The organism is Streptomyces sp. NPDC104096, assembly GCF_055584385.1.
Map to the genome: position 1 here is coordinate 17,873 of NZ_JBVJMD010000047.1, position 24,557 is coordinate 42,429.

The window sequence follows — 24,557 nt, forward strand, 5'->3', positions numbered from 1 at the left end:
CGGCCGGAGAGGCCTGAACGGCAGGAGCCCGGACGCCGCCGGGCGCCCCGTGCCGTCGCTCCTCAGGCCGGCGCGACGGCAGTTCGACCTCGGTCCCGTCGGTGGACGACGGGGTGTCAGGGGCGCCCCGTGCGGGCTGCGGCGCCCACGAGGGCTTCGAAGAGGCCCTGCTGGGCGGGGTCTTCGTGCGCGGTGTCCTCGGGGTGCCACTGGACGGCGGTGAACCACCCGGTGGAGCCGGGGAGTTCCAGTCCCTCCACGGTGCCGTCCGCGGCCCGTGCCGTGACGGCCAGTCCGTCGCCCAGGCGCTCCACCCGCTGGTGGTGGTAGCAGGAGGTTTCGGCCTTGTCGGTGCCGACGGCCTGTTCGAGAAGGGTGCCGCGCAGGAGGGCCACCGGGTGCACCAGGTGCCGGTGCTCCTTCTCCGGTCCGCCCATGTCCTGTTCCAGGGTGCCGCCCAGGGCTACGTTGACGACCTGGAGCCCCCGGCAGATCGCCAGCAGCGGCAGACCCGCCTCCAGCGTGCGGCGGGCGACCTCCAGATCGAAGGCGTCCTGGACGTCGTCCACGTCGTACACCGCGTCATGGGTGTCGGTGGCGCCGTAGCGGTGCGGGGCGAGGTCGCCGCCGCCGGGGAGCAGGACGCCGTCGAAGCGGCCGAGGCGGGCCGCGACGTCCGTGGCGGCGGGGTGGACGCTCACCGGTTCGCCGCCGGCCCGCCATACGGCCTCCACCAGGGCGCGGGCGTTGACCTCGGCGGCGTAGCGGAGCGCGGAGGTGGTGGCCGAGAAACGGGCGGGGATCGCGATCAGCGGTCGTACGGGTGCGGTCACAGCTGGATCCAGGTGGTCTTGAGTTCGGTGTACTTCTCCAGGGCGTGCACGGACTTGTCGCGGCCGTTGCCGGACTGCTTCATGCCGCCGAAGGGGACGCTGAGGTCGCCCTCCTCGTAGCAGTTGACCCAGACCGTGCCGGCCTTCAGGGCGCGCGAGACCCGGTGGGCGGTGGACAGGTCGGAGGTCCACAGACCCGCCGCGAGCCCGTACTCGGTGCCGTTGGCCAGGGCCACCGCCTCGTCCAGGTCGTCGAAGGCCAGCACCGAGAGCACGGGGCCGAAGATCTCCTCACGGGACAGCCGCATGCCGGGCTCCACCCGGTCGAAGACGGTGGGCCGCAGATAGCTGCCGCCGGTCCCGGTCAGCGTGCGTTCGCCGCCGGCGCGCAGCCGGGCGCCCTCGTCGAGCCCCGTGCCGACGTGGTCGAGGACCCGGCCGAGGTGGCCCGCGCTCACCAGCGCGCCCATCTCGGTGGCGGGGTCGAGGGGGTCGCCGACGCGCAGTGCGTCCGCTCGCGCCACGATGGCGTCGGTGACCTGGTCGGCGACGGAGGAGTGGACCAGCAGCCGGGAGGGGGCGGTGCACATCTCGCCCTGGTTGAAGAAGATGCCCCAGGCGGCGGTGGCGGCCGCCTTCGCCAGGTCGGGAGCGTCGGGCAGGATGATGTTGGGCGACTTGCCGCCCAGTTCCAGCCAGACCCGCTTGAGGTTGGAGTCCGCGGCGTAGTGCAGGAAGTGGCGGCCGACGGCCGTCGAGCCGGTGAAGGCGAGCACGTCGACGTCCGGATGCAGACCGAGGGCGCGGCCGGCCACCGGCCCGTCGCCGGCCACGACGTTGAGCGCGCCCGGGGGCAGTCCGGCCTCGGTGGCGATCCGGCCCAGCAGCAGCGCGGACAGCGGGGTGTTCTCGGAGGGCTTGAGGACGACCGTGCAGCCCGCGGCGAGCGCCGGGGCGACCTTCCAGCCGGCCAGCGTCAGCGGGAAGTTCCAGGGCACGACCGCGCCGACCACGCCGGCCGCTTCCCGGGTGACGAGGGCGAGGGCGTCCTGCGGGGTGTGTGGGGACTCGTCGGTGAGCTTGTCGGCGAGCTGGCCGTACCAGCGGAAGGTGGCGATGACGGCGCGCAGTTCGATGGCGTAGGCCTCGGTGACCGGCTTGCCCATCTCCAGGCTCACGGTGAGCGCCAGTTCCTCGCGCCGCTCCTCGAGCAGGTCGGCGATCCGCAGCAGCACCCGGCCGCGTTCGGCGGGGGCCAGCCGCGGCCACGGTCCGGTGTCGAAGGCGCGCCGGGCGGCCGCGACGGCGGCGTCCACCTCGGCGGTGCCGCCGTCGGCGACCTCGGCCAGGATCCGGCCGTCCCGCGGGGAGACGACCGTGAAGGTCGCCCCGCTTCCGGGCTCGTCGGCGCCGTCGATGTGATGGGCGCCGGAGACCTTCCAGGACTCGGCGCGGCGCAGCCACTCCTCGTGGGTGATGTCCGGCATTCGGGAGACCTCACAATCTGGTTTGGATTCAAACGATACGATCGCCGGACGAGCCGCCGCAAGAGCGCGGCCGCAGCTCACGGGATCGGACCGGCCGTGACGCCGGGCCAGGTGAAGGGGTGTTCATACGTGCGCGCACTCGTCGTTCTGCACGACCACGTGACGGAGCCCGGGCTGGTCGGGGCCCGCCTCGCCGAGCGGGGTTACGACCTCACCACGGTGACCGTCGTACCGGCGGACCGGCATCACGCGCCCGACGTACGGTTCGACTTCCCCCGGGCGGAGGGCTGGGACCTGATCGTGTCGCTCGGCGCGCCCTGGTCGGTCTACGACGAATCCTCGGTGGGCGGCTGGATCGGCGGCGAGCTCGCCCTGCTGCGCGAGGCCCACGAGCTCGGCATACCCGTCCTGGGCGTCTGCTTCGGCGCCCAGGCGCTCACCACGGCCCTCGGCGGCTCGGTGGCCGCCGCCGGGCGCCCCGAGATCGGCTGGGTGGAGGTCGACACGGACGATCCCTCCCTGGTGCCGGCCGGCCCGTGGTTCCAGTGGCACTTCGACCACTGCCTCCTGCCCGACGGCGCCGAGGAACTGGCCCGCACCGACGTGTGCGTACAGGCCTTCCGGGTGGGGCGCTCCCTCGGCGTGCAGTTCCACCCGGAGATCACCACGTCGATGGTGCGCGGCTGGATCGACCTCGGCGGACGGGAGCAGTGCCTGCGGGAGGGCGTCGACCCGGACGAACTGTTCACCCGCAGCCAGGCCATGCAGGAGCGGGCGCGGGTGAACGCCCGTCGGCTCGTCGACGCCTTCCTGGACCGGGTGGCGGGCGCCGAACGCTGACGACGGCGCCCCCCTGCCCGTCCGGAGGCGCAGGGGGGCGCCGCACACGGCTCGACGGCGGCAGGGACGCAGGAGCCCCGGTACGGCCGGGGGAACCGGGCCGTACCGGGGCGGTGGAGCAAGGGTGTCGGTCAGCTCTCCGCAGCCGCGGTCGCCCGTCCGTCCCGCTTCACGCGGGCGGTGACGACGCCGGCCAGCAGGATCACCGGCACGGCCGCCTCCAGCCAGTGGGCGGTGGTCGCGTCACCGCCGATGAGCGTCGCGAAGTTGGCGATGATGAGCCAGATCGCGCCCGCGATGCCGAGCGCGCCCAGGGAGGGGGCGATCAGCGTGTTCCACGGCCGGGTGTCGGCGCCCGAGCGGCGGAAGAAGGCGACCACGGAGACCGAGGTCAGGAAGTAGAGCAGCATCATCCCCAGCACGGCGACACCGCTGAACCAGGAGAAGAGGGTCAGCACCGGGTCCTTGCCCAGCACGGCGAAGGGCATGACCAGCAGGACCGCCAGCACGGTCTGGGTGATGCCGGCGACCCAGGGCGAGTGGCGGGTGTTGAGCGCGGTCAGCCCGCGGGGCAGCAGACCTTCGCGGCCGAGGGAGAACAGGTACCGGTTCGCGGAGTTGTGGAACGCCAGGATGCCCGCGAAGAGCGAGGTGGCCAGCAGGATCGGCAGGACGTCGGAGGTCCAGCCGCCGAACAGGGCCGTGATGGGCGCGAAGACGAATCCGGTGGCGTCCCCGGAGGCCAGCGCCTTGCCCGCCGCGTCCGTGGCCTTCGAGGCTCCGTGCGCGGAGATCAGCATCCACGAGGTGAAGGCGAAGAAGCCGGTGACCACCGCGACCGAGAGGTACGTGGCCCGGGGGACGGTACGACGCGGCTCGCGGGCCTCTTCGCCGTAGATCGCGGTGGCCTCGAAGCCGAACATCGACGCGATGGCGAACATCACCGCCACGCCCGGCGCACCCTGGAGCGCCGCCGCGGGGGAGAAGCTGTCGGTGAGGTCGAGCCCCTCGGGGCCGCCGCCCTTGAGGAAGGTCACGAGGGCGAAGGCGATCAGGATGCTGAACTCGGCGAGCACGAAGACGGCCAGGACCTTGGCGCCCATCTCGATCCCGGCGGCGCCGAGGATCTGGACGACGACCATGGTGAGCAACGTCCAGACCCACCAGGCCACATGGACGCCGGCGTAGTGCTCGACCAGGCCGCTCACCGTCGCCCCGTACAGCCCGTACATGGCGGCCTGGATGGCGCAGTAGGCGAAGAGCGCGACCCCCGCGCTGCCGGAGCCGGTCAGGCGGCCCAGCCCCTTGCCGATGTACGTGTAGAAGGCGCCCGTGTCCACGACGTGCCGCCCCATGGCGACGAAGCCGACCGAGAACAGCAGGATGACGGCACCGGCGCCGAGGTACGCGGCGGGGGTGCCGGCCCCGTTTCCGATGCCCACGGCGATGGGTACGGCGCCCGCGATGCCGGTCAGCGGCGCCTGGGCCGAGAGAACGAAGAAAACGATGCCCAACACACCGAGGGAGTCGGGCTTGAGGCCGCCGGCCTTGGTGGGCTCCTGTGCGGTCCGCGCCTCGACCGCTGCTTGACTGTCCACGCGAAATCACCTACTGGGAACGGGAAGGGGTGTTTCGTTTCAGGCCAAACGAGTTGCCTCATCCTGGGCTGGAACCCTCCGCTTGGCAAGAGCTCCGGCGATGATTTTCGAGCTGTCGCGGGCTCCTTGCACATCTGTGACCTGGGGCGGGGCGCATACCGCGGACGTTCCGGGAGGTACGCCTCGTCAGGTGGTCGGCCGCGCTCATGACGAAGGGCCCCGGACGCCAGGTCCAGGGCCCCTCCCTGCGGTGATGTCCGCGCCGGACAGGCGGACGGCCGGACGACCGCGCAGCCGGTCAGCCGGTCATGCGTCCGTCACGTCCGCGCCGCGGGCTTTTGCGAGGAGCCTCAGCAGCGCCCGCAGTTCCTCCAGGGCGGCGTCGGTGACCTCGGGCTCGCCGAGGACGAGCTGGTGCAGCACGAGGCCGTCCAGGGCGGCGAAGACCAGCCGGGACAGCGCCGGGTTGGCGGCGTCGGGCAGTATGCGGTCCAGTTCGCGCCGGGTCGCGCGGAAGTACTGGTCGTACAGGGTGCGGATCTGCGGCAGCAGTTCCGGCCTGCGCCGGGCCTCCAGCAGCAGCTCGTACTGGAACGCCTGGATGCCGGCGTCCGCCTCGACCATGTCGGACAGTTCGGCGGAGAAGTCGGCGATCCTGCCGGTCCCGGGCTCCAGGGCGCTGGTGTCCAGGGAGGTACGGATGGTGTGGGCCAGCATCTCCTCGATGAGCGCGTCGCGGGAGCCGAAGTGGTGCACCACCAGACCGTGGGTGACCCCGGCCTCCTGGGCGACCGCCCGGTAGGTGAGCTTGCGCAGGCCGCCCTGCGCCACCACGCGCACTGCGGCGTTCAGCAGCGCCGTACGTCCCTCGCCGTAGTGCACGCGCTTGCGTGGCCTGCGGGCGGGGGCGTCAGCGGAGTCGGTCATGGTGGTGACCCTATCGGCCGGATTCGAACGGAAGCGCCGCGGACAGGAACGCCGCACCGGGGGCTTCTCCTCTCCCCGGCGCGGCGCTGTTCACGGGCAGCGGTCAGTCCCTGCGGGGCGCCCGGATGCCGCGGAACTCCCAGTCGCCGCCGAGCGCGGTCGACAGCACTTCCTCGGACTCGGTGGGCTGGGCGCCGACGTCGCTGCGGATGGCGGTCGGGCCGGTGACGATGTGGTTGGTGAGGCGGCCGAGGCCCTCCACCTCGACCTCGACGACGTCGCCCGGCCGGACCGGACGGGAGTTGGCGGGCGTGCCGGACAGCAGCACGTCACCCGGGTAGAGGGTGATGGTGCGGGCGATGTCGGCGACGAGGTAGTGCATGTCCCACTGCATCTCGTCGGTGGTGCCGTCCTGGACGACCTCGCCGTTGACGTACGTGCGCAGGCTCTTGCCGTGGAAGTCCCAGTCGGTGACCAGGCCCGGGCCGAGCGGGCAGAGGGTGTCGGAGCCCTTCACCCGGAGCATGGAGCCCGCGTCGGTGTCGCGGAAGTCGTGCAGGCCGTAGTCGTTGGCGACGGTGTAGCCCGCGATGTACTCCCCGGCCTCGTCCGGGGAGATGTTGCGCGCGGTCCTGCCGATGACGATGGCGACCTCGCCCTCGTAGTTGAGCCACTTGCAGCCCTCGGGGCGGACGACGGCGCCCTTGTGGGAGTTGAGCGCCGAGGTCGGCTTGTGGAAGTAGGTGGGCGTGTCGGGCAGGGTGATCCCGAACTCGTCCACGCGGCTGCGGTGGTTGAGGTGGACGGCGATCACCTTGGACGGGACCACCGGAGGCAGGTGCTGTGCCTCCTCGATCTTGACGCGGCGGCCGTCGCCGGCGACGAGTTCGTCGCCCTCGACGGTGACCTGGACGGCGGCGCCGTCGAGGAGGATGCGGCGGTACTCGGGCATGTCGTGGCTCCTAGCGGCTGTGGGGGGTGCGCGGGGCGCGGGGGGCGGGAACGCCGGTGCCGGTCCATCCGTCGGCCGGGCGGTCGAACCAGAGGTGGACCTGGCCGGTGCCGATGGAGTTCTCGTACTCGCCGTACTGGCGGGCGGTGGCGACGCAGGCCTGCTCGCCGAGGGCGCCGGCCATCATCAGGTAGTGGAAGAACCTCGCCTCGGGCTTGTACTTCCAGAACTCGTCCATGGTGTCGAGGACCTTGTCGTGGCGGCCCTCCTTGAACCAGGCGATGCGCTCCAGGTCGGCGGCGCGGGCCTCGGGGGTGAAGATGTGCGCCGGGTCGCTGGACTCGTGCTCGCGCAGCTGACGCAGCGGCCAGAAGGTGTGCGAGAGGGCGCCGGAGGCGATCAGCAGCACGCGGCGGCCGGGCGTGGCGGCGATGCCGTCGGCCAGGGCGCGCCCGAGGCGCAGGTGGTCCTCCATGTCGCCGGTCTGGCACACGCCGATGGTCACCCAGCGCTTGTCCGGCAGTCCTTCGCCGAGGAACTTCCAGAGGTTGATCGTGGCGTAGTAGACGGGCAGGTAGTCGTCCTCGATCGCGGTGATCCAGGTGCCGTGCTTGTCGGCGAACCTCGCGATGTTGTGGGCGAGTTCGGGGTCGCCGGGGTAGTCGTACGGCATCCGGCACATGCCGCGCGGCAGTTCCTCGGAGGTGAACAGGCCGGCCCGGCGGTGCTGTGCGGTGGCGACGAACTCGACGGTGGTGGCCCAGTGCGAGTCGAGGACGACGACGGTGTCGTAGTCGTCGCGCTCGAACACCTCCTCGCGGAGCTGGTTCAGGCCGGTGACGAGGGTGATCTCCTTGCCCTCGTTCAGCTCCAGCCGGGTCTCCTCGGGGAGCACGATGGTGGGGACGTGGGCGAGCAGGCCCGCCCCGACGATCTCACCCATGGTCCTGCCATCCCTTCGGAGCGGTGACGGTGTTCTTGACGTCGCAGTAGAAGTCGAAGCTCCAGGTGCCGCCCTCGCGGCCGACACCGGAGTGGCGGGAGCCGCCGAAGGGCGCCTGGAGGTCCCGTACGAAGAAGCAGTTGACCCAGACGGTGCCGGCCACCAACCGGGCCGTGACGCGCTCGGCGCGCGCGGGGTCGCCGGTGGCGAGGGTGGCGGCGAGGCCGAAGCGGGTGTCGTTGGCGAGGCGGACGGCCTCGTCCTCGTCGGTGAAGGTCTGGAGGGTCAGGACCGGGCCGAAGACCTCCTCCTGGACGATCTCCGAGTCCTGGGCCACGTCGGTGAGCAGGGTCGGCGCGTAGTACTGGCCGTTCCCGCGGTGTCCGCCGACGACGGCGCGGGCCCCGGCGGCGAGCGCCCGCTGCACGAACCCGTCGATCTTCTCCAGCTGACGCGGATGGATGTTGGGCCCGATGTCGGTGGCCTCGTCGCGCGGGTCGCCCTGGACCAGCTTGGCCGCCTTCTCGACGAAGCGGCGGGTGAACTCCTCGGCGACCGTCTCCTCGACCAGGAAGCGGGTCGCGGCCAGGCAGACCTGTCCGGCGTTGTCGTACTGCTCGACCGCCAGGTCGACGGCGAGGTCCAGGTCGGCGTCGGCGAAGACCAGCAGCGGGGACTTGCCGCCGAGTTCCAGGCTGAGCGGGGTGAGCTGGGCCGCCGCCGACCGCGAGATCCGCTTGGCGGTCGGGACCGAGCCGGTGAAGCTGATCCGGCGCACGTCCGGGTGCGAGGTGAGGGCGTCGCCGATCTCCGAGCCGAGGCCCTGTACGACGTTCAGCACTCCGGCGGGCAGTCCGGCCTCGGCGGCGATGTCGGCCAGCAGGGAGGCGGTCAGCGGGGTCCACTCGGCGGGCTTGAGGACGACCGTGTTGCCGGCCGCGAGCGCCGGGGCGATCTTCCAGGTGGCCAGCATCAGCGGCGCGTTCCACGGGGTGATCAGCACCGAGGGGCCGGCCGGGTCCCACGAGACGTGGTTGGTGTGGCCGCGGGTCTCGAAGTCCTCGTGCTCCAGCTTCAGCAGCCAGTCGGCGAAGAAGCGGAAGTTGTGGGCGACGCGCGGCATCACGCCACGGCGGTGCGAACGCAGCAGGGCGCCGTTGTCGTGGGTCTCGACGATCGCCAGCTCTTCGATGCGCTTCTCCACGCCGTCGGCGACGGCGTGCAGCAGCCGGGCGCGCTCGGCGCGGGGGGTGGCGGCCCAGCCGGGGAAGGCGGCCCTGGCGGCGGCCACCGCCGCCTCGGCCTCGGTGGCGGTGCCCCGGGAGATCTCGCCGAGGACGCTGCCGTCGATCGGTGAGACGTCGGTGAAGGTGGCGGGGGAGGCGACGCGTTCGCCGCCGATCCAGTGCCGGGTGTCGACGGCGACGCCGGCCACGGTGGTGGTGTGCTCGGTCATGTCCGGTCTCCAGGTCGTGTGCTGATGCGTACGGGAAGGGGTTATTCGGCGTCGGAGGTGCCGGACTCCAGCAGCCGGCCGCCGTCCCAGACCACGCCGACCTGCCGGTAGTACGCGGCGATGGGCTCGTGGATCTCCAGCCGGGCCAGTTCCTCGGTGGGCGCCTCGAAGAGCTCCAGCTCGGCGTCGCCCTTCCAGGCCTGCCCGGCCTCGAAGGAGGCGGCGCCGGTCTCGATCAGTTCGTCGAGCGCGAGGCCCTTGCCCTTCTCGATGGACGGCAGCCAGCGGTGGTGGGCCATCGGGTGGGCGTTGACGAAGCCGTTGGTCTCGGACGGCTCGCGCAGCGTGACCACAGTCTGGGCCAGGCGCCGGTCGGCGGCCGCGAGCGTGGCGCCGAAGCGGGCGCCGGCCTCGATGCGCGGGGCGGGGCCGTAGGGGTGCGGGCGGGTCTGGTGGATCGAGCCGAGCTTCTTCGGGTAGCCCTGGTGCAGACCGCGGGCGATCGCGAAGTCCTTGTCGACCCAGATGTACACGCAGCGGGAGTACGTCCGGCCCTGGTACCGGCAGCGCACGACCGCGAACGCCTCCTTGTACTGGGAGAGCACCGGGTCCAGCAGCTCGTCGCCGGACGCCGAGCAGGACTGCCAGTCGGCCCAGATCAGCGCGACCGCACCCGGGTCCTCGTCGGCGAGCTCCAGCGGCTCGGGCAGCAGCTCCCGTACGCGCGCCGGGTCCGTGCGGTACTCGACGGTGAGCAGGTCGCCGGAGTAGCGCCACGGTGGGTTCGGGATCAGCGACGAGGCGCCGCTCGTGGTCTTGGGGTGGAAGAAACCACGGACTGGGGACATGGCGGGGATTCCTTAGGCGGTGGGGACGGGCTGCTTCAGGCGGTGGGGACGGGCTGCTTCATGAGCTGGGTGCGGTAGCGGGCGGCGCCCATGGCGGCCTTGTGACCGCCGAGCGCGACGACACCGACCAGCCGGTCGTCGACGTGGTAGCCGGCCAGGACGTCGCCGTCCGGGTCGCCGTCCAGCACCCGGACGTCGTCCTTGCCGAGGGCGGGGGCCCCGAAGGACTGGAGCCGGAACTCGTGCTGGTCGCTCCAGAAGGTGGGCAGCGGGGAGAACGGCGCGGCCTCGGCGTCGGCGCCGGTCAGCTGGGCCACGAGGGTGCGCGCCGCGTGCTTCGCGGTGTCCGTGGGGATGGACCAGTGCTCGACGCGGCGCGGTACGCCGTCGTAGCGGGCGTTGGGGAAGCGGGCCACGTCGCCGACCGCGACCACCTCGGGCCGGCCGCCGACGCGCAGCTGTTCGTCGGTGAGGACGCCGTCGGAGAGGTCGAGGCCGTTGCCCTCCAGCCACTCGACGTTGGCGACGGAGCCGACCGACTCCACGACCACGTCGGCGGGCAGGACCGTCCCGTCGGCGAGCACGACACCGGTCACCCGCTCGTCGCCCTCGAACCCGGCGACCTGGGCGCCGAGCGCGAAGCGCACCCCGCGTGCCTCGTGCCGGGCGAGCAGGGCGCGGGCCAGCAGCTCGCCCAGCGGTCCGACCATGGGCAGCGGCAGCGGGTCGACGACCGTCACCTCGGTGACACCGAGGCCGACCGCGGTGGCGGCCACCTCGCAGCCGATGAACCCGGCGCCGACCACGACCACCCGGGCGCCCGGCCTGGTCAGGTCGTCGCGCAGCGCCTGGGCGTCGTCGATCGTGCGGACGGTGTGCCGTCCGGCGAGCGGTCCCGGGCAGCGCAGCCGCCGCGGCCGCATGCCGGTGGCGACGACCAGTCCGTCGTAGGCCAGGGTGGAACCGTCGTCGAGCGTGACGGTCCGCTCGTCGAGGCGGGCGGCGACGGCCCTGGCGCCCAGTCGCCATTCCACGTCCGCCGCGGCGGCCTTCGGGGTGAAGGCCAGGGACTCGAACGGGGCCTTCCCGGCCAGGACCTCCTTGGAGAGCGGAGGCCGGTTGTAGGGCATGTGGGGCTCGTCGCCCACCACGGTGACGGTCCCGGTCCAGCCGGCTGCGCGCAGCTGTTCGGCGGCACGCAGGCCGCTCATCGAGGCCCCCACGACGACTATGCGTCCGCTCATGTGGATCAGTCCTCGATCCGGATGGCCTGGAGCGGGCAGACGTCCGCGGCTTCCTCGACCTCTTCGCGCAGCGCGTCGTCCGGGTCGGGGACGAACAGCAGGCGGCCGTCGTCGTCCATCGAGAAGACGTCGGGGGCGGCGAAGACGCACTGGCCGTGGTCCTGGCACTTGTTCATGTCGACGACGACCTTCATGGCCGGTCCTCCAGTGGGTGGGGGCGTCGGGGAAAGAGGAGAGTGAAGGGGGTGTGAGGAGCCCGGCCGTGACCGGCCGGACCCCTCGGCCAAAGGGCCGCGGCGGAACCGCGTCCCCTACTCGTTTGGCTTCAAACAACATAGGAAGCGGACCGCTCCCGGTCAATAGCTGTCCAGGTGGATAATTTTTTGCGAACCCCCTCTTGCGGGGGGCCCGTTCCCCTCCCTACCGTTCGGAATCAAACGAGCCCTCCCGGGGCGGCCGGCGCTTCTCGCCCTCCCGCCCGGTGACCGCTCTCATCCCGCCGTTCCATCCGCATACGCCCAGGAGATTTCGGTGAGCGCCCAAGACACTCCAGACATCCGTCGGCACCTGGACCGACTCACTGCCGAGGGCATCGACGTGGTCCGGGTCAGCTACCCCGACCTGATCGGCACCGACCGGGCCCGCGACGTGCTGGTGGACCACCTGCCCTCGGCCTGCGAGCACGGTCTGGCCTTCTGCCGGGCCGTCTACCACACCACCCCCCAGGGTGACGTGGTGCCGGTCTCCGGCGGCCTCGACGCCGGCCTGCCGGACGTGTCCGTACGCCCCGATCTGTCCACCCTGACCGCGCTGCCCTGGGAGCCCGGGGTCGCCTCCTGCCTCGGCGAGGTGCGCGACCCCGCCACCTCGGCGCCGGTCCCCGAATCACCCCGCGACCTGCTCCGCACGGTCCTGGACCGGTGCGCCGAGCACGGACTGCGGCCCGTCGTCGGCCCCGAGCTGGAGTACTTCCTGCTGGAGCCGGACCCCGCCGCCCCCACCGGCTGGCGCCGGTCCCCCGAGACCACGGGCGCCGTCTACACCGCCGGACTGCGCGCCGACCCGGACAACCATCTGCTGCGCACCCTGCGCCAGCTGCGCGACCTGGGCATCGGCGTCGTCACCGGCAACCACGAGTTCGACGGCGGCCAGTACGAGATCAACCTGACCCACTCCGAGGCCCTGGACGCCGCCGACCGCGCCTTCCGCTTCAAGTCGGCCGTGAAGGAACTGGCCCGCAGGGAAGGCAAGACGGCCACCTTCATGGCCAAGCCCTTCGGCGACGCGGGCGGTTCGGGCTTCCACCTCCACCTCTCCTGCGAGGACGGCGAAGGACGCAACGTCTTCGACGACCCGGCCGGCGCCCACGGCCTCTCCGCCACAGCCCGGCACGCGATCGCCGGCATCCTCGCCCACGCCCCCGCGCTCGCCGCGCTGGCCAACCCGACGGTGAACTCGTACAAGCGCTTCGGCCCGGACACCCTCGCGCCCTGGCTGATCGACTGGGGCCTGGACAACCGCAGCGCCATGCTCCGCGTCCCGCCGGAGCGCGGCTCCGGCGCCCGGCTCGAACTCCGGCTCGGCGACGCCAGCGCCAACCCCTACCTGCTGATCGCGGGCACCGTCGCCGCCGCGCTGCTCGGCGTCCAGGCGGGCGAGGAGCCGCCGCTCCCGCTGGAGGGCTACGGCTACGACACCGCCCGCTCCGCCACCCTGCCGATGAACCTCGCCGACGCGCTCGACGCGCTGGAGGCCGACACCGCCCTCACCGACGTCCTCGGCAAGGACTTCACCGCGTCCTTCCTCTCCTACAAGCGCGACGAGGTCGAGCGCTTCGGCCGGCACGTCACCGACTGGGAGTTCACCGAGTACGCCTACCACCTCTAAGCCCCCCACGCCCTCGCCCAGGAGATCCGCCATCATGACCAGCCCCGTCGTCCCCGCCGTCCCCACCACGCGCGAAGAACTGCGCGCCGCCCTCGACGAGCCGCTCCCGCTCGACCAGGTGAACCTCGCCGACCTGGACAACTTCGCCGACGGGATCACGCCCTGGCGCATGTTCCACACCCTGCGCCACGAGGAGCCGGTGCACTGGCAGCCCGAGGACGCACCCAACTCCGGCTTCTGGTCCGTGACCCGGCACGCGGACATCGCCCGCGTCGACCGCGACTCCGACACCTTCACCTCGACCCGGTTCGTCAACCTCGAAGAGGTCGACGACGACCAGATCAAGAAGCGGGCCTCCATCCTGGAGATGGACGGCGTCCGCCACCGCGCGCTGCGCAGCGTCATCCAGCGGCAGTTCGGCGCGAGCGTCATCAACAGCTACGCCGACTTCCTGCGCGGCCTGACCGCCACCACCCTCGACAAGGCGCTCGCCAAGGGCACCTTCGACTTCGTCGAGGACGTCTCCGCGGACTTCCCCATCAACGTCCTGGCCCGGCTGCTCGACGTGCCGGCGGAGGACAACCAGCAGCTCATCGACTGGGGCAACCGGATCATCGGCAACACCGACCCGGACTACGCCGACGTCCTGCTGCACAGCGCGGAGAGCGAGAAGTACCGCGACCTGCCCTTCCGTTCGCCCGCCTCGATCGAGGTCTTCGAGTACGGCCGCGAACTGGCCCGGCAGCGGCGCGGCGGCGAGGGCACCGACCTGATCTCCAAGCTGGTCAACACCGTGCCGCGGGACGGAGTGCCGCTGTCCGCGCAGGACTTCGACAACTACTTCCTGCTCCTGGTGGTGGCCGGCAACGAGACCACCCGCCACACCATCAGCCACTCCATGCTGGCCCTGCTCCAGCACCCCGAGCAGCTCGCCCGACTCAAGGACGACCCCTCGCTGATCCCGACGGCCGTCGAGGAGTTCCTGCGCTGGGCCTCCCCCGTCTACCACTTCCGCCGCACCGCCACCCGCGACACCGAACTCGGCGGCAAGCGGGTCAAGGAGGGCGACAAGGTCGTCATGTGGTTCGCCTCCGGCAACCGTGACGAGGAGATCTTCGGCAACCCGTACGACTTCGACGTCGCCCGGCAGAACAACGACCACGTCACCTTCGGCAAGGGCAGCCCCCACCTGTGCCTGGGCAATCTGCTCGCCCGCACCGAGATCCGCATCATGTTCGAGGAGCTGATCCCGCGCCTCGCCGACATCAAGCTGGCCGGGGACGTGCCGCGGGTGCGCTCCAACTTCGTCAACGGCATCAAGCACCTTCCGGTCCAGGTCACCCTCGCCTGACCGGAAACCCGCTCCGGGGGAGTCGCTGCCCCGGACCCCGCCCTCGCGGGCGCCGTCCGCTCTCCCTCGGGCTTCCCGGGGGAGAGCAGGCGCGTTTCGGGGCACGGGGCGGCGCACCGGCGGGCGTGCGCGGTGCCGGGCAGGCGAGCGCGCGGGGGTACCCGGCGGTCAGAGCGTGCGCAGGAACTCCTCGACGATCGCGGTGAACTCCTCGGGCCTCTCCATGTTCGGGTAGTGCGCGGTGCCCTCGACGAGCACGGCACGGCCGTGCCGGACGGTGTCGGCCAGGCGCTGGGCCGCGGCGATGACGTCGGGGGTGTCGAGCGCGCCGTTCAGGGTGAGCACCGGGACGTCGACCCGCGGCATCCGGGCCCAGGTGTCGGTGACCGGCACGTGCAGGTTCGGTTCACCGGGGGTGTGCTTGGCGAGCGTGTGCAGGGCCATCTCACGCAGCCGTCGCGGGACGGCCGGATCGACGTCGTCCAGGGTGCGGTGCGGTCCGGGAACGTACCCGAGGAACGCCTTCAGCCAGCCTTCGATGTCACCGGCGGCCAGCGCGCGGGCGGTCTCGGCCTGGATCGCCCGGTGCCAGGGGTCGGAGTCCTGGAACTCGCCGGTCGAGGCTCCGGCCACGACGGCGGCGCGGACCAGTTCCGGATGTTCGAGCAGCGTGTCGGTGACGACGATGCCGCCCATCGACACACCCACGAGCACCGCGGGGCCCGCGTCGAGGTGGCGCAGCAGGTCCGCCAGGTCGTCCGCCCAGCGGAACGGCTTCGAGGCGTTGGCGGAGGCGCCGTGCCCGCGGATGTCCGCGGCGACCACCCGGTGGGTGGCCGCCAGCGCCGGGAGCACCGCGTCGAACACCCGGTGGTCGACGAAACCCGAGTGGAGCAGCACCACGAGATCCCCGGTGCCCGCCTCGCGGTAGGCGAGGTCGCCGTCGGCCGACGCGAAGTGGTTCATGGCCGGGTACTTCAGTTCCGAAGCAACAGTCATGACAACCAAGGTGTCATCTTGGCCCGACTTTGGCAACCAAGGTGTCATGATGACGGCGTGAACGACACCGGAAGCCCGCTCCCGCCCGACGAACTCGGCCACCGCCTCGTCGAGGTCTTCGACCTCGTGGGCCCCCTCTACCGGCGCGCCCTGCGCAAGGTGGAACAGGGCGAGGCGATCGAGGGCGCCTCGGTCGGCGTACGCTCCGTGCTGGACCTGCTGCGCAGGCAGGGCGACATGACGGTGCCGCAGCTCAGCCGCATCCAGGCGCTGAGCCGGCAGTTCGTGCAGCGGATGGTCAACGACGCGGCGGCGCGCGGGTGGGTGCGGAGCGTCCCCAACCCCGCGCACCAGCGCTCGTCGCTGATCCGCCTCACCGAGGAGGGCCGGGCGGTCATCACCGCGGTGCTCGACCGCGAGCACACCCTGAACCGCCAGGTCGGCGGCGACCTCACCGACGCCGAGGTACGGGCCTGCGTGCGGGTGCTGCGGGAGATGCTGCGGACCTTCGACCATGTCGACGTGGAGGACTGACCGGCTGCCGTGACACCGATGAGTCCGACGGCGTTCCCGGGTCTTCCTTTCGACCGGAGCGACCGGAAGGGCCGGACGACCGACACGTCAGGAGCGCGGCATGGGACTCATCGACATCGAGCTGTTCACCACCCTCGACCTCGTCGGGCAGGCGCCGGGCGGCCCCGACGAGGACCCGGCGGGGTTCCCGTTCGGCGGCTGGCAGGCGCCCCTGCTGGACGAGGTCACCGGGGCCCAGGTCGGCGCCGCGTACGAGGGCACGGACGCCCTCCTGCTCGGCCGGCGGACGTACGACATCTTCGCCGCCTACTGGCCCCACCAGAAGGGCGGCGAGGACAACGACATCGCCACGCTCTTCAACGGCGTCCCGAAGTACGTGGCCTCCCGCGGCAGGCCCGACCTCTCGTGGGACAAGTCCACGCAGCTCGGCCCGGATCTGGCCGGCGCGGTGCGCGAGATCCGCGACCGGCACGAGCGGATCAAGGTCGTCGGGAGCCTGAACCTGGTGCAGACCCTCCTGCGCGAGAAGCTCTTCGACCGTCTCGACCTCTGGGTGCACCCGATCATGCTGGGCGTCGGGAAGAAGGTGTTCGACGGCGGAGCGGTGCCCACGAACATCACCCTCCTCCAGCCACCGGCAGCCGGCGGTACGGGCGTGGTGCACCTGCGCTACGGGATCGCCGACGGCACGCCAGGGACCGGCGACATGGGCGCGCCCGACCGCGGTATGTGACGCGACGACCGGAGCGGCGCCGCGCCAGGGGCATACGATGTTGCACATGACGCAAGACGCTGGCGAGCTGGACAGCCTGGTCCGCAAACGGATCCGCGCGCTGCGGGTGGCGCAGGGCTGGTCGCTGGAGGAGCTGGCCGCCCGCGCCAGGGTCAGCCAGTCCACGCTCAGCCGTATCGAGAACGGTCAGCGCCGACTGGCCCTCGACCAACTGGTCACCCTGGCGCGGGCGCTGGACACGTCCCTCGACCAGCTGGTCGAGACGGCCACGGACGACGTCGTATCCAGTCCCATGATCGACGCCGCTCATTCGCTGATGCGCTGGCCCGTCAAGGCCGATCCGGGCATGACCGTCGTACGCCGGCGCATGACGGAGCCGCCGCCGGACAATCCCGCCCGGCTGCGCGCGCACCCGGGCCGGGAATGGCTCGTGGTCCTGTCCGGCACCGCGACCCTGCTGCTGGGCAACCGCCGCTTCCGGGTCGAGACCAACCAGGCCGCCGAGTTCCCCACCATGCTGCCGCACGCCATCGGCGCCGACGGGGGACCGTGCGAGATCCTCGGCATCTTCGACCGGGACGCCCGGCGGGGCCACCAGCGCGACGAGGACGGCACCGGAGCGAGCAGTCCTCCCCGGTGACCGGGCCGGTCGTGAGCGGTGGGGCGGATGCGGGGTCGCTTGCGCTTTCGGCAGCCGAACGGGGAACCTTCTTGCGTTCGGCGAAACGGGGAGAGCCGCCGGCCCCGGTCCGGCCTAGCGTGAAGCGTATGACCCACCCCATGCCGCACCCGGCGCACTCCGGCGCCCACCCCGCCCACCCGCACGAGCAGCAGACCCGGCACGCACAGCACACCGGGCACGCACAGCACACCGGGCACGAACAGCACACCGGGCACGAGCACCGGCACGAGCACGCCGCCGACCAGGCGGAAGTCCTCGACCTGGATGCCGAAGTACTCGCCGAGCACCTCGCCTTCCTCACCCGGTGGCTGCCGGTCCAGGAGGCTCCACGCCGCATCGTCGACCTCGGGGCCGGGACCGGCGCCGGAACCTTCGCCCTTCTCGACTGCTTTCCCGAGGCCCGGGTCACCGCCGTCGACTCCTCGGCCGCACACCTGGACCGGCTGCACGCCAAGGCCCGCGCTCAGGGAGTCGGCGACCGGGTGCGGACCGTCCGGGCCGACCTCGACACCGAGTGGCCCGACCTCGGCACGCCCGAACTCGTGTGGGCGTCCGCCTCCGTGCACCACATGGCCGACCCCGCGCGCACCCTGCGCCAGGTCCACGACATCCTCGCGCCCGGCGGGCTGTTCGCCGTCGTCGAGCTGGCGGGCTTTCCCCGCTTCCTGCCCCTGGACGCCCCGGAGGACGCTCCCGGCCTCCTGGAGCGCTGCCATGCCGCCGCCGAACGCCCCCACGCGGAGCATGTGCCGCACCGCGGCGCCGACTGGGGCCCCGAACTCGCCGCCGCCGGATTCACCGTCGAGGCCGAACGCACGGTCACCGTCAACGTCGACAGCACCCGCTCCCCGGCGGTGGGACGCTACGCCCTGGCGGGACTTCGGCGCCTGCGCGCGTCGGCCTGCGACGAGCTCTCGCCCGGCGACCTCGCCGCGCTCGACCGGTTGCTCGACCCCGTCGGCCCGCACGGCATCCTGCGCCGCGACGACCTCGCGGTGCGCACCGAACGCACCGTGTGGGCCGCTCGCCGCTGACGCGTCGCCGGACGTCCCGGCCTGCGTCGACGGGGAAGGCCTGAACGGATGTCAGGACCCGGCGCCGCGGGCCGGGTGGGGAAAACATGGTTCCCGCGGCAGTGCAACCATTCGGATCCCGCGCATGTCTGTCACTGTGAAATCGCCTGTCCCCTTCACCAGGAGCATCTGGGGGCGTCATGTACCACCACCCAACCCGTGCGGCCGTCGCCGCAGGCGTCCTTCTCGCCGCGGTGGGCGCCACGGTCCCCGCTTCAGCGGCCACGCAGCCGCAGACAGCGGCCAAGAGTTCCCCGCCCGCCCGCGTCGTCAACGCCCGGTGGGCCGGGCACTGCACCTTCGACCGGCTCGTCATCGACCTCGGCGGCACCACCGCGACCGTCGGCGTGAAGGCGGTAAAGGAGCTTCGCTACGACCCTTCCGGGAAGAAGGTCCCCCTCCCGGGGAAGTACTTCCTGGAGATCCGGCTCTCTCCCGCGGTCGCCCACGACAGCACCGGCAAGTCGGTCTACCGGGGACCCCGGCTGGCGAAGATCCCGTTGTCCAAGCTGAAGGGTCTCGCCCTGACCGGCGACTTCGAAGGAGTGGTCACCTTCGGAACCGCCTTCCAGACCAAACCCGCGTACAAGGCCTACAAGCTGCACAAGCCCGAGCGCGTGGTCCTGGACTTCAACCACGCCAACCGGTGCGGGTGAGCAGGCACTGACAGCCCGGAGGCCCTGACCGGCGGCATCTCGCCGGTCAGGGCCTCCGGGTCCCGTGCTCAGCCCTCCGTGCGGGCGGGCAGCCGCCATCCCGGGCGGGGGAAGTGGCAGGTGTAGCCGTCGGGGTAGCGCTCCAGGTAGTCCTGGTGCTCGGGCTCGGCCTCCCAGAAGGGACCGACCGGCTCCACCTCGGTGACCACCTTGCCCGGCCACAGTCCGGAGGCGTCGACATCGGCGATGGTGTCCTCGGCGACGCGCTTCTGCTCGTCGTCCACGTAGTAGATCGCCGAGCGGTAGCTCAGACCGATGTCGTTGCCCTGGCGGTTCCTGGTGCTCGGGTCGTGGATCTGGAAGAAGAGCTCCAGGATCGCGCGGTAGTCGGTCACCTCGGGGTCGTAGAGGATCTCGATGGCCTCCGCGTGGGTGCCGTGGTTGCGGTACGTCGCGTTCGGCACGTCGCCGCCGGTGTAGCCCACCCGGGTCGCCGCCACGCCCGGGAACCGGCGGATCAGGTCCTGCATCCCCCAGAAACATCCTCCCGCCAGCACGGCCCTCTGCGTCTGCGCTGCCATCTCAGCCCCTTCGATCTCTGTCGCGCCGGTCGGCCGGCCCGCTCTGCTCACGGGCCGCCGACACGCCGCACTCTCCGCATCCCTCAGCGCCTGTGGCCTGCAAACCATTCCCTGGCGCCCAGTCATCTCGCGTACAGACGTATGGTCATACCGCGGTGTGGAAAGTTCCGCCGTATGCGCTAGACTTGATCTTGAGCTGGTCGCCGCAACCGCGGACGGCTGGTGTCGCGTTGGTGGTCCAAGGAAAGACGCCCCGCTTCCTGTGGGGAGATGCAGGTGCAAGGCCTGCCCGGCGCTCCATGACAGGGCCCGTCCCGCACTCGGTGCGGGACGGGCCCTGTGCGTTCTCCGCTCGGGGGCAGGGCGTGGCAGCGGCGCCTCGCGGTACGCGGGCGGGCGCGCTCCGCCGTTGCGGCGAAGCAGACTTATCGGTTGAAAAACGGTTAATTATTCATTCGTCGCCCAAGGTGACGATTGTGGTCGCATGGGATTAGGCTTTCTAGGTGAAAGCCGCGACGCGCGGTACGCCCGTCGGGGAGGCTTCGCCGTCACAGCGGAGCCGGCCGTAGTGTCCGTCCGCGACATCCCGGGCTCAGGCCCGAGGGTGTCACAGGTCGGGGCGTGCCCTAGGAAACGGCGTGGTGAGCCAAGAGACCGCCGCAATCCTCTGCCATGTGCGGCGGCCATCCACCTCGCATCCTCCCTGTCGGGGGGCGCGAGAGACGATGAGAGGTAATTTCCCATGCGATCACAACGCGCGAGGCGCGTCTTCGTGATGTCCGTCGCCGGTCTGCTCATGGCCGGTGGCGCGGCGGTCGGCGCGGCGGGCACCGCTTCGGCGGCTCCGACGCATGTCTCCAGCTACAGCAGCCACCACGGCCACGGGGGTTACTGGGACGACGACGACTACGGCTATGGCGGCTACGGCGGTTATGGCGGCTGGGGCCACCACCACGGCGGCTATGGCGGCTGGGGCGGTGACTACGGCGGCTACGGCGGCTATGGCGGCTACGGCGGCTACGGCGGCTACGGCGGTTATGGCGGCTACGGCGGCGGCTGGGGCGGCTGGTGACCCTCGGACCTGCGGCTGATCCCCGTAACGGGTGACGGAGAAGGTGTGCGGCTCGCGACTGTGTCGACGGGTCGCACACCTTCGTCCGTGCCGTCCCGGGCGGCTATGCGAGGTCAGGGCCGTACAGCGCGGCGATGTCCTGCGAGCCGGCCCACCGGCTGTAGGTGGGCGACTGCGGCCAGCCGTCGGGCGAGTCCTGCCACTCCTCCTGCCGTCCGTAGGGCAGCAGGTCGATGAGTGCGAAGGTGTGGCTGAGCTGTTCGGTGCCGCGACCGGCGGTGTGCCAGGTGCGGTAGACGGTGTCGCCGTCGCGGAGGAACACGTTGACGGCGAAGCCGCCTCCGGGCGGTGCTCCCGTGTCCGCGCCGAACGCGCTGTTCGCGGTGGAGTACCAGGACATCCTGTTCCCCACCCGCCGCCTGTAGGCGAGTGCCTCCTCGATCGGACCCTGGGTCACGATGACGAAGCGGGCGTCGTAGGCGTCCAGGAACTCCAGCCGGGTGAACTGTGCCGTGAACCCCGTACAGCCGGAGCACTGCCACTGCTTGTCGGCGAACCACATGTGGTTGTAGACGATGAGCTGGCTCCTGCCGTCGAACAGGTCGGCCAGCCGTACCGGCCCGTCCGCGCCGTCCAGGGTGTAGTCGGGCATCCGCACCATGGGCAGTCGACGGCGCTGGGCGGCGATCGCGTCGAGTTCCCGGGTAGCGGCCTTCTCCCGGGCGCGCAGCGCGTCGAGTTCGCGCTGCCAGGTGTCGGCGTCGACGACGGGCGGTAGTGCGTGGGTCCGTGTGCTGGGCTCCATGATTCCTCACTGATCGTGCGCGCTGTCGGTGGTGTGCACAGGTGGACTCCGCCCACCCCGTGAATTCATCGGTCCGCGCGATCGCGTCGGCAACCGGTCGTGGGTACGTCGCGGGTACGTCGTCGGCGCGCGGATGCGCGAACGGCCGCGGCGGGAGATGCCGGGCGGTCGGGGGTGCGTGATCCTGTAGGGGTGTGTGGTGCCCGTGCCGGGTGGAGCCCGGCGGCCTATGCCGCCTCGGGCCGTCGGGCGATACGCCTGACCCTCGTCGCCGCGGCCGGCTTCTACCTCTTCCGCTACGGCCTCGACCGTCCCGTCGCGGCCACCTACGCCCTGTTCTCCGCCGTGGCGCTGGGCGGGCTGTCCAGGATCCCCGGTACCGGGCGGCAGCGTGCCGTGGTGGTCGTGGCCCTGCTGCCCGTGTGCTGGCTGCTGGTGGTCATCGGCACCTGCCTCTCGGTACGGACCTGGAGCGCCGTCGTCGGCATGCTGGTGGTCGGCTTCGCACTGGCGTTCGCCGCCGTGGGTGGACCGCGCCCGGCCGGTGCGGCGCCGGGCCTGCAACTGCTCTACATCCTGCCGTCCTTCCCCCCGTACGACCCCGGCTCGCTCGGCGACCGGCTGGCCGGGACGACGACGGGGCTGGTCCTGTTCGCCGTCGCCGAGGCGCTGATCCTCCCCGGCCTAGCCCCGCCGCCGTACCGGGAACGGGCCGCCCGGGCCGCGGACACCGCGGCGCACTGCGCGGCCCTCCTCGCGGCTGTCCCGTACGCCCTGAACGCTGCGGATGTCCGCGCGGCCGGTGAGGCGGGCCAGGCACTGCGGGCCGTGAGCGTGCCGGAGGCGGAACGCCCGGCCGGGCCGGGGGTGCACGACCGCGCCCTCGCCCACACCGGTCTGGCGACCCGTGCGCTGCTCAACCGGCTGGCCCAGCTGCCCGCCGCGCCGGGCGGCGACCCGGGACCCGACGACTCGGCCGTGCTGCGCGCGGTGGCGCGGCTGGCCACGCAGAGCGCGGGCTGCCTGCGCGCGGGACCGTCGCCCGTGGTGGCGTACGACGAGCTGGCCGCGGCCCGCGCCCGCCTGTCGGCCTCGTCCGCGGGCCCCGCCGACGGCGGTGGCGCTGCCGGTGGCGCGGTCCGCGGTGCCGGCGCTGCCGGTGCCGACGGCTCCGGCCCGGCCGACGGGCCCGCTCCCGAACCGGCCTTCCCGCCCGCCGTGCTGCGCCGGCATGCCGCCGTGCTGGAGGTCGCCGACGCCGCGCTGGCCATGGGTACGGCGGCCGATCTCGCGGCACACGGCCGCCGGGCCTCGGTGAAGCCGGCGCCGGGGCGCTTCTGGTACGCCCGGACCTGGGCCCCGCTGCTGTGGTGGCACCGGTTGCGCGGCCATGCCGGGCGCCGGTCGGTGCTCTTCCAGAACTCCTGGCGCATCGCCATGGCCCTGACCGCGGCCCGGTTCGTGGCGGGCGTGGACACCCTGCCCCACGGGTTCTGGGCCATGCTGGCGACGCTCACCCTCACCCGGACCACCCTGGACGAGACCTGGCGCACCATCCGCCTGGCTCTGGCCGGCACCCTGGCCGGGGCGCTGGTGGCCGCGGCCCTGCTGACCCTGGCCGGAGCCGACACGGCGGTCTACGCCGCCGTGCTGCCGGTGTGCATGCTGTTCGCCTTCACCCTGGGGCCGGTCAAAGGGGTCGGCTGGGCCCAGGGTCTGTTCACCGTGCTCGTGGCCCTGGTCTTCGCACAGCTGGCGCCGACGACCTGGCAGCTGGCGGAGGTCCGGGTGCTGGACGTCCTGGTGGGCAGCGCGATCGGCGTGGTCTTCGGTCTGCTCGCCTGGCCCCGAGGAGCCCACGACGAGCTGCGGTTCGCGGCGGCGAGTCTGCTGCGCAGGGCGGCGGAGATCGTGGTGGCGACCAGTTCCTCGGTGGCGCAGGGCGGGATCACCGGGGCACCGCCGGGGGCACCCGGCCACCGCTCGCTGCGCCAGGCGGTCGTCCTCGCGGAGTCCGCCTACGCGCAGTTCCAGAGCGAGCCGACGCCGTTCGGCGGCGGGCGGCGCGCGCCGGCGATGCCCGAGGTCGACTGGCAGGCGACGCTGATGGCCGGTCACCACACCCTGTGGGGCGCCGAGCGGCTGTCACAGCCGCCGCACCCCGGGCTCGGCCCGGCGGCGGCCGGGTCGCTCGACGGTCTGGGCGACCGGGTGGCCGGGCGGATGCTCCAGGTCTCGGCGGCGCTGGATCCCGGCGGTGACACGCCGACGGCACCCCTGCCGTTCATCGACCCGGCTTCCCCCGCGTTCGCCGCGGAGCCGCCCGGCGCGCCGAGGCTCTACTACGCCACCGTGTCCTGGCTGGAGTCGCTGACGCGCGACCTGGCCAGGATCGCGCACAGCGACCCCGGGCCGGGGCACGACCGGCAGCGCACCGGGACGGAGGACGGGGTCAGGGGCGATTCAGACCCCAGGTCTGGAGGACGAAGGGCCGCCCCTTCTCCTCCCCCTTGATCAACGGCACGTCGAGCAGTCCGAAGCCCGTCCTCGTGGCCACGGCGACGCTGGCGGTGTTCTCCGCCTCCACCTCCAGGATCACCTGGTGCGCGCCCAGCTGTCCGAAGGCGTACGCGGCCATCACCCGTACCGCCCGCGCGGCCAGCCCCTGGCCCCGGTGGGCCGGTCCGACCGCGTAGCCGATCTCCGTGCCCTCCGGGGCGCGCCGCAGCATCACCTCGCCGAGCGGCGCGCCGCCGTCGAGCGTGATGGCGAGCAGCATGGCCGAGCCCTCCGCCCGCAGCTGCCGGTCCCGGCCCAGCCGGGCGCGGGCGGCCGCCTCGTCGAAGGGGGAGACGAGCGGCGTCCAGTACGCGATGTCCGGGTGGTCGAACAGAGCGGGCATCGCGGCCACGTCCGCCTCCGTCCAGTCGCGCAGCACGAGACCCTCTCCGGTGAGCTCGATCCGGTCGGGAAAGGGTGACGTGGTGCTGCTCATGGCGGGGGACCTTTCTGGCCGGTCGAGGACGAGGCAGGATAACCGGCAGCGGTCATCGGAC

General features: G+C 72.2%; 24 protein-coding genes. 10 read left to right on the forward strand and 14 right to left on the reverse strand.

Translation table 11 applies throughout. The features are described 5' to 3' along the window. Window positions 1-116 precede the first annotated feature (116 nt). Window positions 117-833, reverse strand: coding sequence for a gamma-glutamyl-gamma-aminobutyrate hydrolase family protein (locus ACZ60B_RS33080; RefSeq protein ID WP_469393592.1), 717 nt, complete (start codon window positions 831-833; stop codon window positions 117-119). After that, window positions 830-2,320: an aldehyde dehydrogenase gene (locus ACZ60B_RS33085; RefSeq protein ID WP_469393595.1), complete on the reverse strand. Its 1,491-nt coding sequence runs from the start codon at window positions 2,318-2,320 to the stop codon at window positions 830-832. Before ACZ60B_RS33085 ends, ACZ60B_RS33080 begins: the two co-directional genes overlap by 4 nt. A 129-nt stretch (window positions 2,321-2,449) precedes the next feature. On the opposite strand from ACZ60B_RS33085, the gene ACZ60B_RS33090 reads away from it, so the two are divergent. Continuing rightward, on the forward strand, window positions 2,450-3,160 hold the full coding sequence (locus ACZ60B_RS33090; RefSeq protein WP_469393597.1) for a type 1 glutamine amidotransferase: 711 nt from the start codon (window positions 2,450-2,452) through the stop codon (window positions 3,158-3,160). Between the two features lie 131 nt (window positions 3,161-3,291). Here ACZ60B_RS33090 and ACZ60B_RS33095 read toward each other — a convergent pair whose 3' ends face one another. The 8 genes from ACZ60B_RS33095 to ACZ60B_RS33130 all read right to left on the reverse strand — a co-directional run bounded on the left by ACZ60B_RS33095 (window position 3,292) and on the right by ACZ60B_RS33130 (window position 11,322). Then, window positions 3,292-4,758, reverse strand: a complete 1,467-nt coding sequence (locus ACZ60B_RS33095) for an APC family permease (protein WP_469393599.1) — start codon at window positions 4,756-4,758, stop codon at window positions 3,292-3,294. 306 nt (window positions 4,759-5,064) lie between these two features. Continuing rightward, window positions 5,065-5,685, reverse strand: a complete 621-nt coding sequence (locus ACZ60B_RS33100) for a TetR/AcrR family transcriptional regulator (protein WP_469393601.1) — start codon at window positions 5,683-5,685, stop codon at window positions 5,065-5,067. A gap of 103 nt (window positions 5,686-5,788) precedes the next feature. Next, complete coding sequence (locus ACZ60B_RS33105) at window positions 5,789-6,637, reverse strand: fumarylacetoacetate hydrolase family protein (RefSeq protein WP_469393602.1); 849 nt, start codon at window positions 6,635-6,637, stop codon at window positions 5,789-5,791. Between the two features lie 10 nt (window positions 6,638-6,647). Further along, the gene (locus ACZ60B_RS33110) at window positions 6,648-7,580 is read right to left on the reverse strand and encodes a 3,4-dihydroxyphenylacetate 2,3-dioxygenase (protein WP_469393603.1); all 933 of its coding nucleotides are present in this window, start codon (window positions 7,578-7,580) and stop codon (window positions 6,648-6,650) included. After that, the gene (locus ACZ60B_RS33115) at window positions 7,573-9,036 is read right to left on the reverse strand and encodes an aldehyde dehydrogenase (RefSeq protein WP_469393604.1); all 1,464 of its coding nucleotides are present in this window, start codon (window positions 9,034-9,036) and stop codon (window positions 7,573-7,575) included. Before ACZ60B_RS33115 ends, ACZ60B_RS33110 begins: the two co-directional genes overlap by 8 nt. Window positions 9,037-9,077: 41 nt before the next feature. Beyond that, window positions 9,078-9,884: an acetoacetate decarboxylase family protein gene (locus ACZ60B_RS33120; protein WP_469393605.1), complete on the reverse strand. Its 807-nt coding sequence runs from the start codon at window positions 9,882-9,884 to the stop codon at window positions 9,078-9,080. Between the two features lie 35 nt (window positions 9,885-9,919). Next, on the reverse strand, window positions 9,920-11,128 hold the full coding sequence (locus ACZ60B_RS33125; protein ID WP_469393607.1) for an NAD(P)/FAD-dependent oxidoreductase: 1,209 nt from the start codon (window positions 11,126-11,128) through the stop codon (window positions 9,920-9,922). A 5-nt stretch (window positions 11,129-11,133) separates the two neighbouring features. After that, the gene (locus ACZ60B_RS33130; protein WP_152890831.1) at window positions 11,134-11,322 is read right to left on the reverse strand and encodes a ferredoxin; all 189 of its coding nucleotides are present in this window, start codon (window positions 11,320-11,322) and stop codon (window positions 11,134-11,136) included. Between the two features lie 337 nt (window positions 11,323-11,659). Between ACZ60B_RS33130 and ACZ60B_RS33135 the strand changes: the two genes are divergently transcribed. Continuing rightward, window positions 11,660-13,015, forward strand: a complete 1,356-nt coding sequence (locus ACZ60B_RS33135) for a glutamine synthetase family protein (protein WP_469393609.1) — start codon at window positions 11,660-11,662, stop codon at window positions 13,013-13,015. A 34-nt stretch (window positions 13,016-13,049) separates the two neighbouring features. Beyond that, window positions 13,050-14,366 carry a cytochrome P450 gene (locus ACZ60B_RS33140; protein WP_469393611.1) on the forward strand — a complete coding sequence of 439 codons (1,317 nt, stop codon included), beginning with the start codon at window positions 13,050-13,052 and terminating at the stop codon, window positions 14,364-14,366. A gap of 168 nt (window positions 14,367-14,534) precedes the next feature. Here the strand turns inward: ACZ60B_RS33140 and ACZ60B_RS33145 are convergent, their stop codons facing one another. After that, on the reverse strand, window positions 14,535-15,365 hold the full coding sequence (locus ACZ60B_RS33145) for an alpha/beta fold hydrolase (RefSeq protein WP_469393613.1): 831 nt from the start codon (window positions 15,363-15,365) through the stop codon (window positions 14,535-14,537). A gap of 57 nt (window positions 15,366-15,422) precedes the next feature. Here ACZ60B_RS33145 and ACZ60B_RS33150 point away from each other — a divergent pair, with 57 nt between their 5' ends. The 5 genes from ACZ60B_RS33150 to ACZ60B_RS33170 all read left to right on the forward strand — a co-directional run bounded on the left by ACZ60B_RS33150 (window position 15,423) and on the right by ACZ60B_RS33170 (window position 19,043). Then, complete coding sequence (locus ACZ60B_RS33150; RefSeq protein WP_450666436.1) at window positions 15,423-15,899, forward strand: MarR family winged helix-turn-helix transcriptional regulator; 477 nt, start codon at window positions 15,423-15,425, stop codon at window positions 15,897-15,899. A gap of 100 nt (window positions 15,900-15,999) precedes the next feature. Next, window positions 16,000-16,632: a dihydrofolate reductase family protein gene (locus tag ACZ60B_RS33155; RefSeq protein ID WP_469393617.1), complete on the forward strand. Its 633-nt coding sequence runs from the start codon at window positions 16,000-16,002 to the stop codon at window positions 16,630-16,632. Between the two features lie 46 nt (window positions 16,633-16,678). Continuing rightward, window positions 16,679-17,272, forward strand: a complete 594-nt coding sequence (locus ACZ60B_RS33160; protein ID WP_469393619.1) for a helix-turn-helix domain-containing protein — start codon at window positions 16,679-16,681, stop codon at window positions 17,270-17,272. Window positions 17,273-17,400: 128 nt separating this feature from the next. Continuing rightward, window positions 17,401-18,348 carry a class I SAM-dependent methyltransferase gene (locus tag ACZ60B_RS33165; RefSeq protein WP_469393621.1) on the forward strand — a complete coding sequence of 316 codons (948 nt, stop codon included), beginning with the start codon at window positions 17,401-17,403 and terminating at the stop codon, window positions 18,346-18,348. A 179-nt stretch (window positions 18,349-18,527) separates the two neighbouring features. Then, entirely contained in the window at window positions 18,528-19,043 is a 516-nt protein-coding gene (locus ACZ60B_RS33170) for an AMIN-like domain-containing (lipo)protein (RefSeq protein WP_469393624.1), read from the forward strand. Between the two features lie 68 nt (window positions 19,044-19,111). Here ACZ60B_RS33170 and msrA read toward each other — a convergent pair whose 3' ends face one another. Beyond that, window positions 19,112-19,624, reverse strand: a complete 513-nt coding sequence (msrA, locus tag ACZ60B_RS33175; protein WP_469393626.1) for a peptide-methionine (S)-S-oxide reductase MsrA — start codon at window positions 19,622-19,624, stop codon at window positions 19,112-19,114. A 742-nt stretch (window positions 19,625-20,366) separates the two neighbouring features. Between msrA and ACZ60B_RS33180 the strand changes: the two genes are divergently transcribed. Beyond that, the gene (locus ACZ60B_RS33180; protein WP_469393628.1) at window positions 20,367-20,696 is read left to right on the forward strand and encodes a hypothetical protein; all 330 of its coding nucleotides are present in this window, start codon (window positions 20,367-20,369) and stop codon (window positions 20,694-20,696) included. Window positions 20,697-20,799: 103 nt separating this feature from the next. Here ACZ60B_RS33180 and ACZ60B_RS33185 read toward each other — a convergent pair whose 3' ends face one another. Beyond that, window positions 20,800-21,501, reverse strand: coding sequence for a DUF899 domain-containing protein (locus tag ACZ60B_RS33185; protein WP_469393630.1), 702 nt, complete (start codon window positions 21,499-21,501; stop codon window positions 20,800-20,802). A 192-nt stretch (window positions 21,502-21,693) separates the two neighbouring features. Between ACZ60B_RS33185 and ACZ60B_RS33190 the strand changes: the two genes are divergently transcribed. Continuing rightward, a complete protein-coding gene (locus tag ACZ60B_RS33190) occupies window positions 21,694-24,015 on the forward strand; it encodes an FUSC family protein (RefSeq protein ID WP_469393632.1) in 2,322 nt (773 codons plus the stop codon). Here the strand turns inward: ACZ60B_RS33190 and ACZ60B_RS33195 are convergent. After that, entirely contained in the window at window positions 23,954-24,496 is a 543-nt protein-coding gene (locus ACZ60B_RS33195) for a GNAT family N-acetyltransferase (RefSeq protein ID WP_469393634.1), read from the reverse strand. The two genes, ACZ60B_RS33190 and ACZ60B_RS33195, sit on opposite strands and share 62 nt — an antisense overlap. Window positions 24,497-24,557 lie beyond the last annotated feature (61 nt).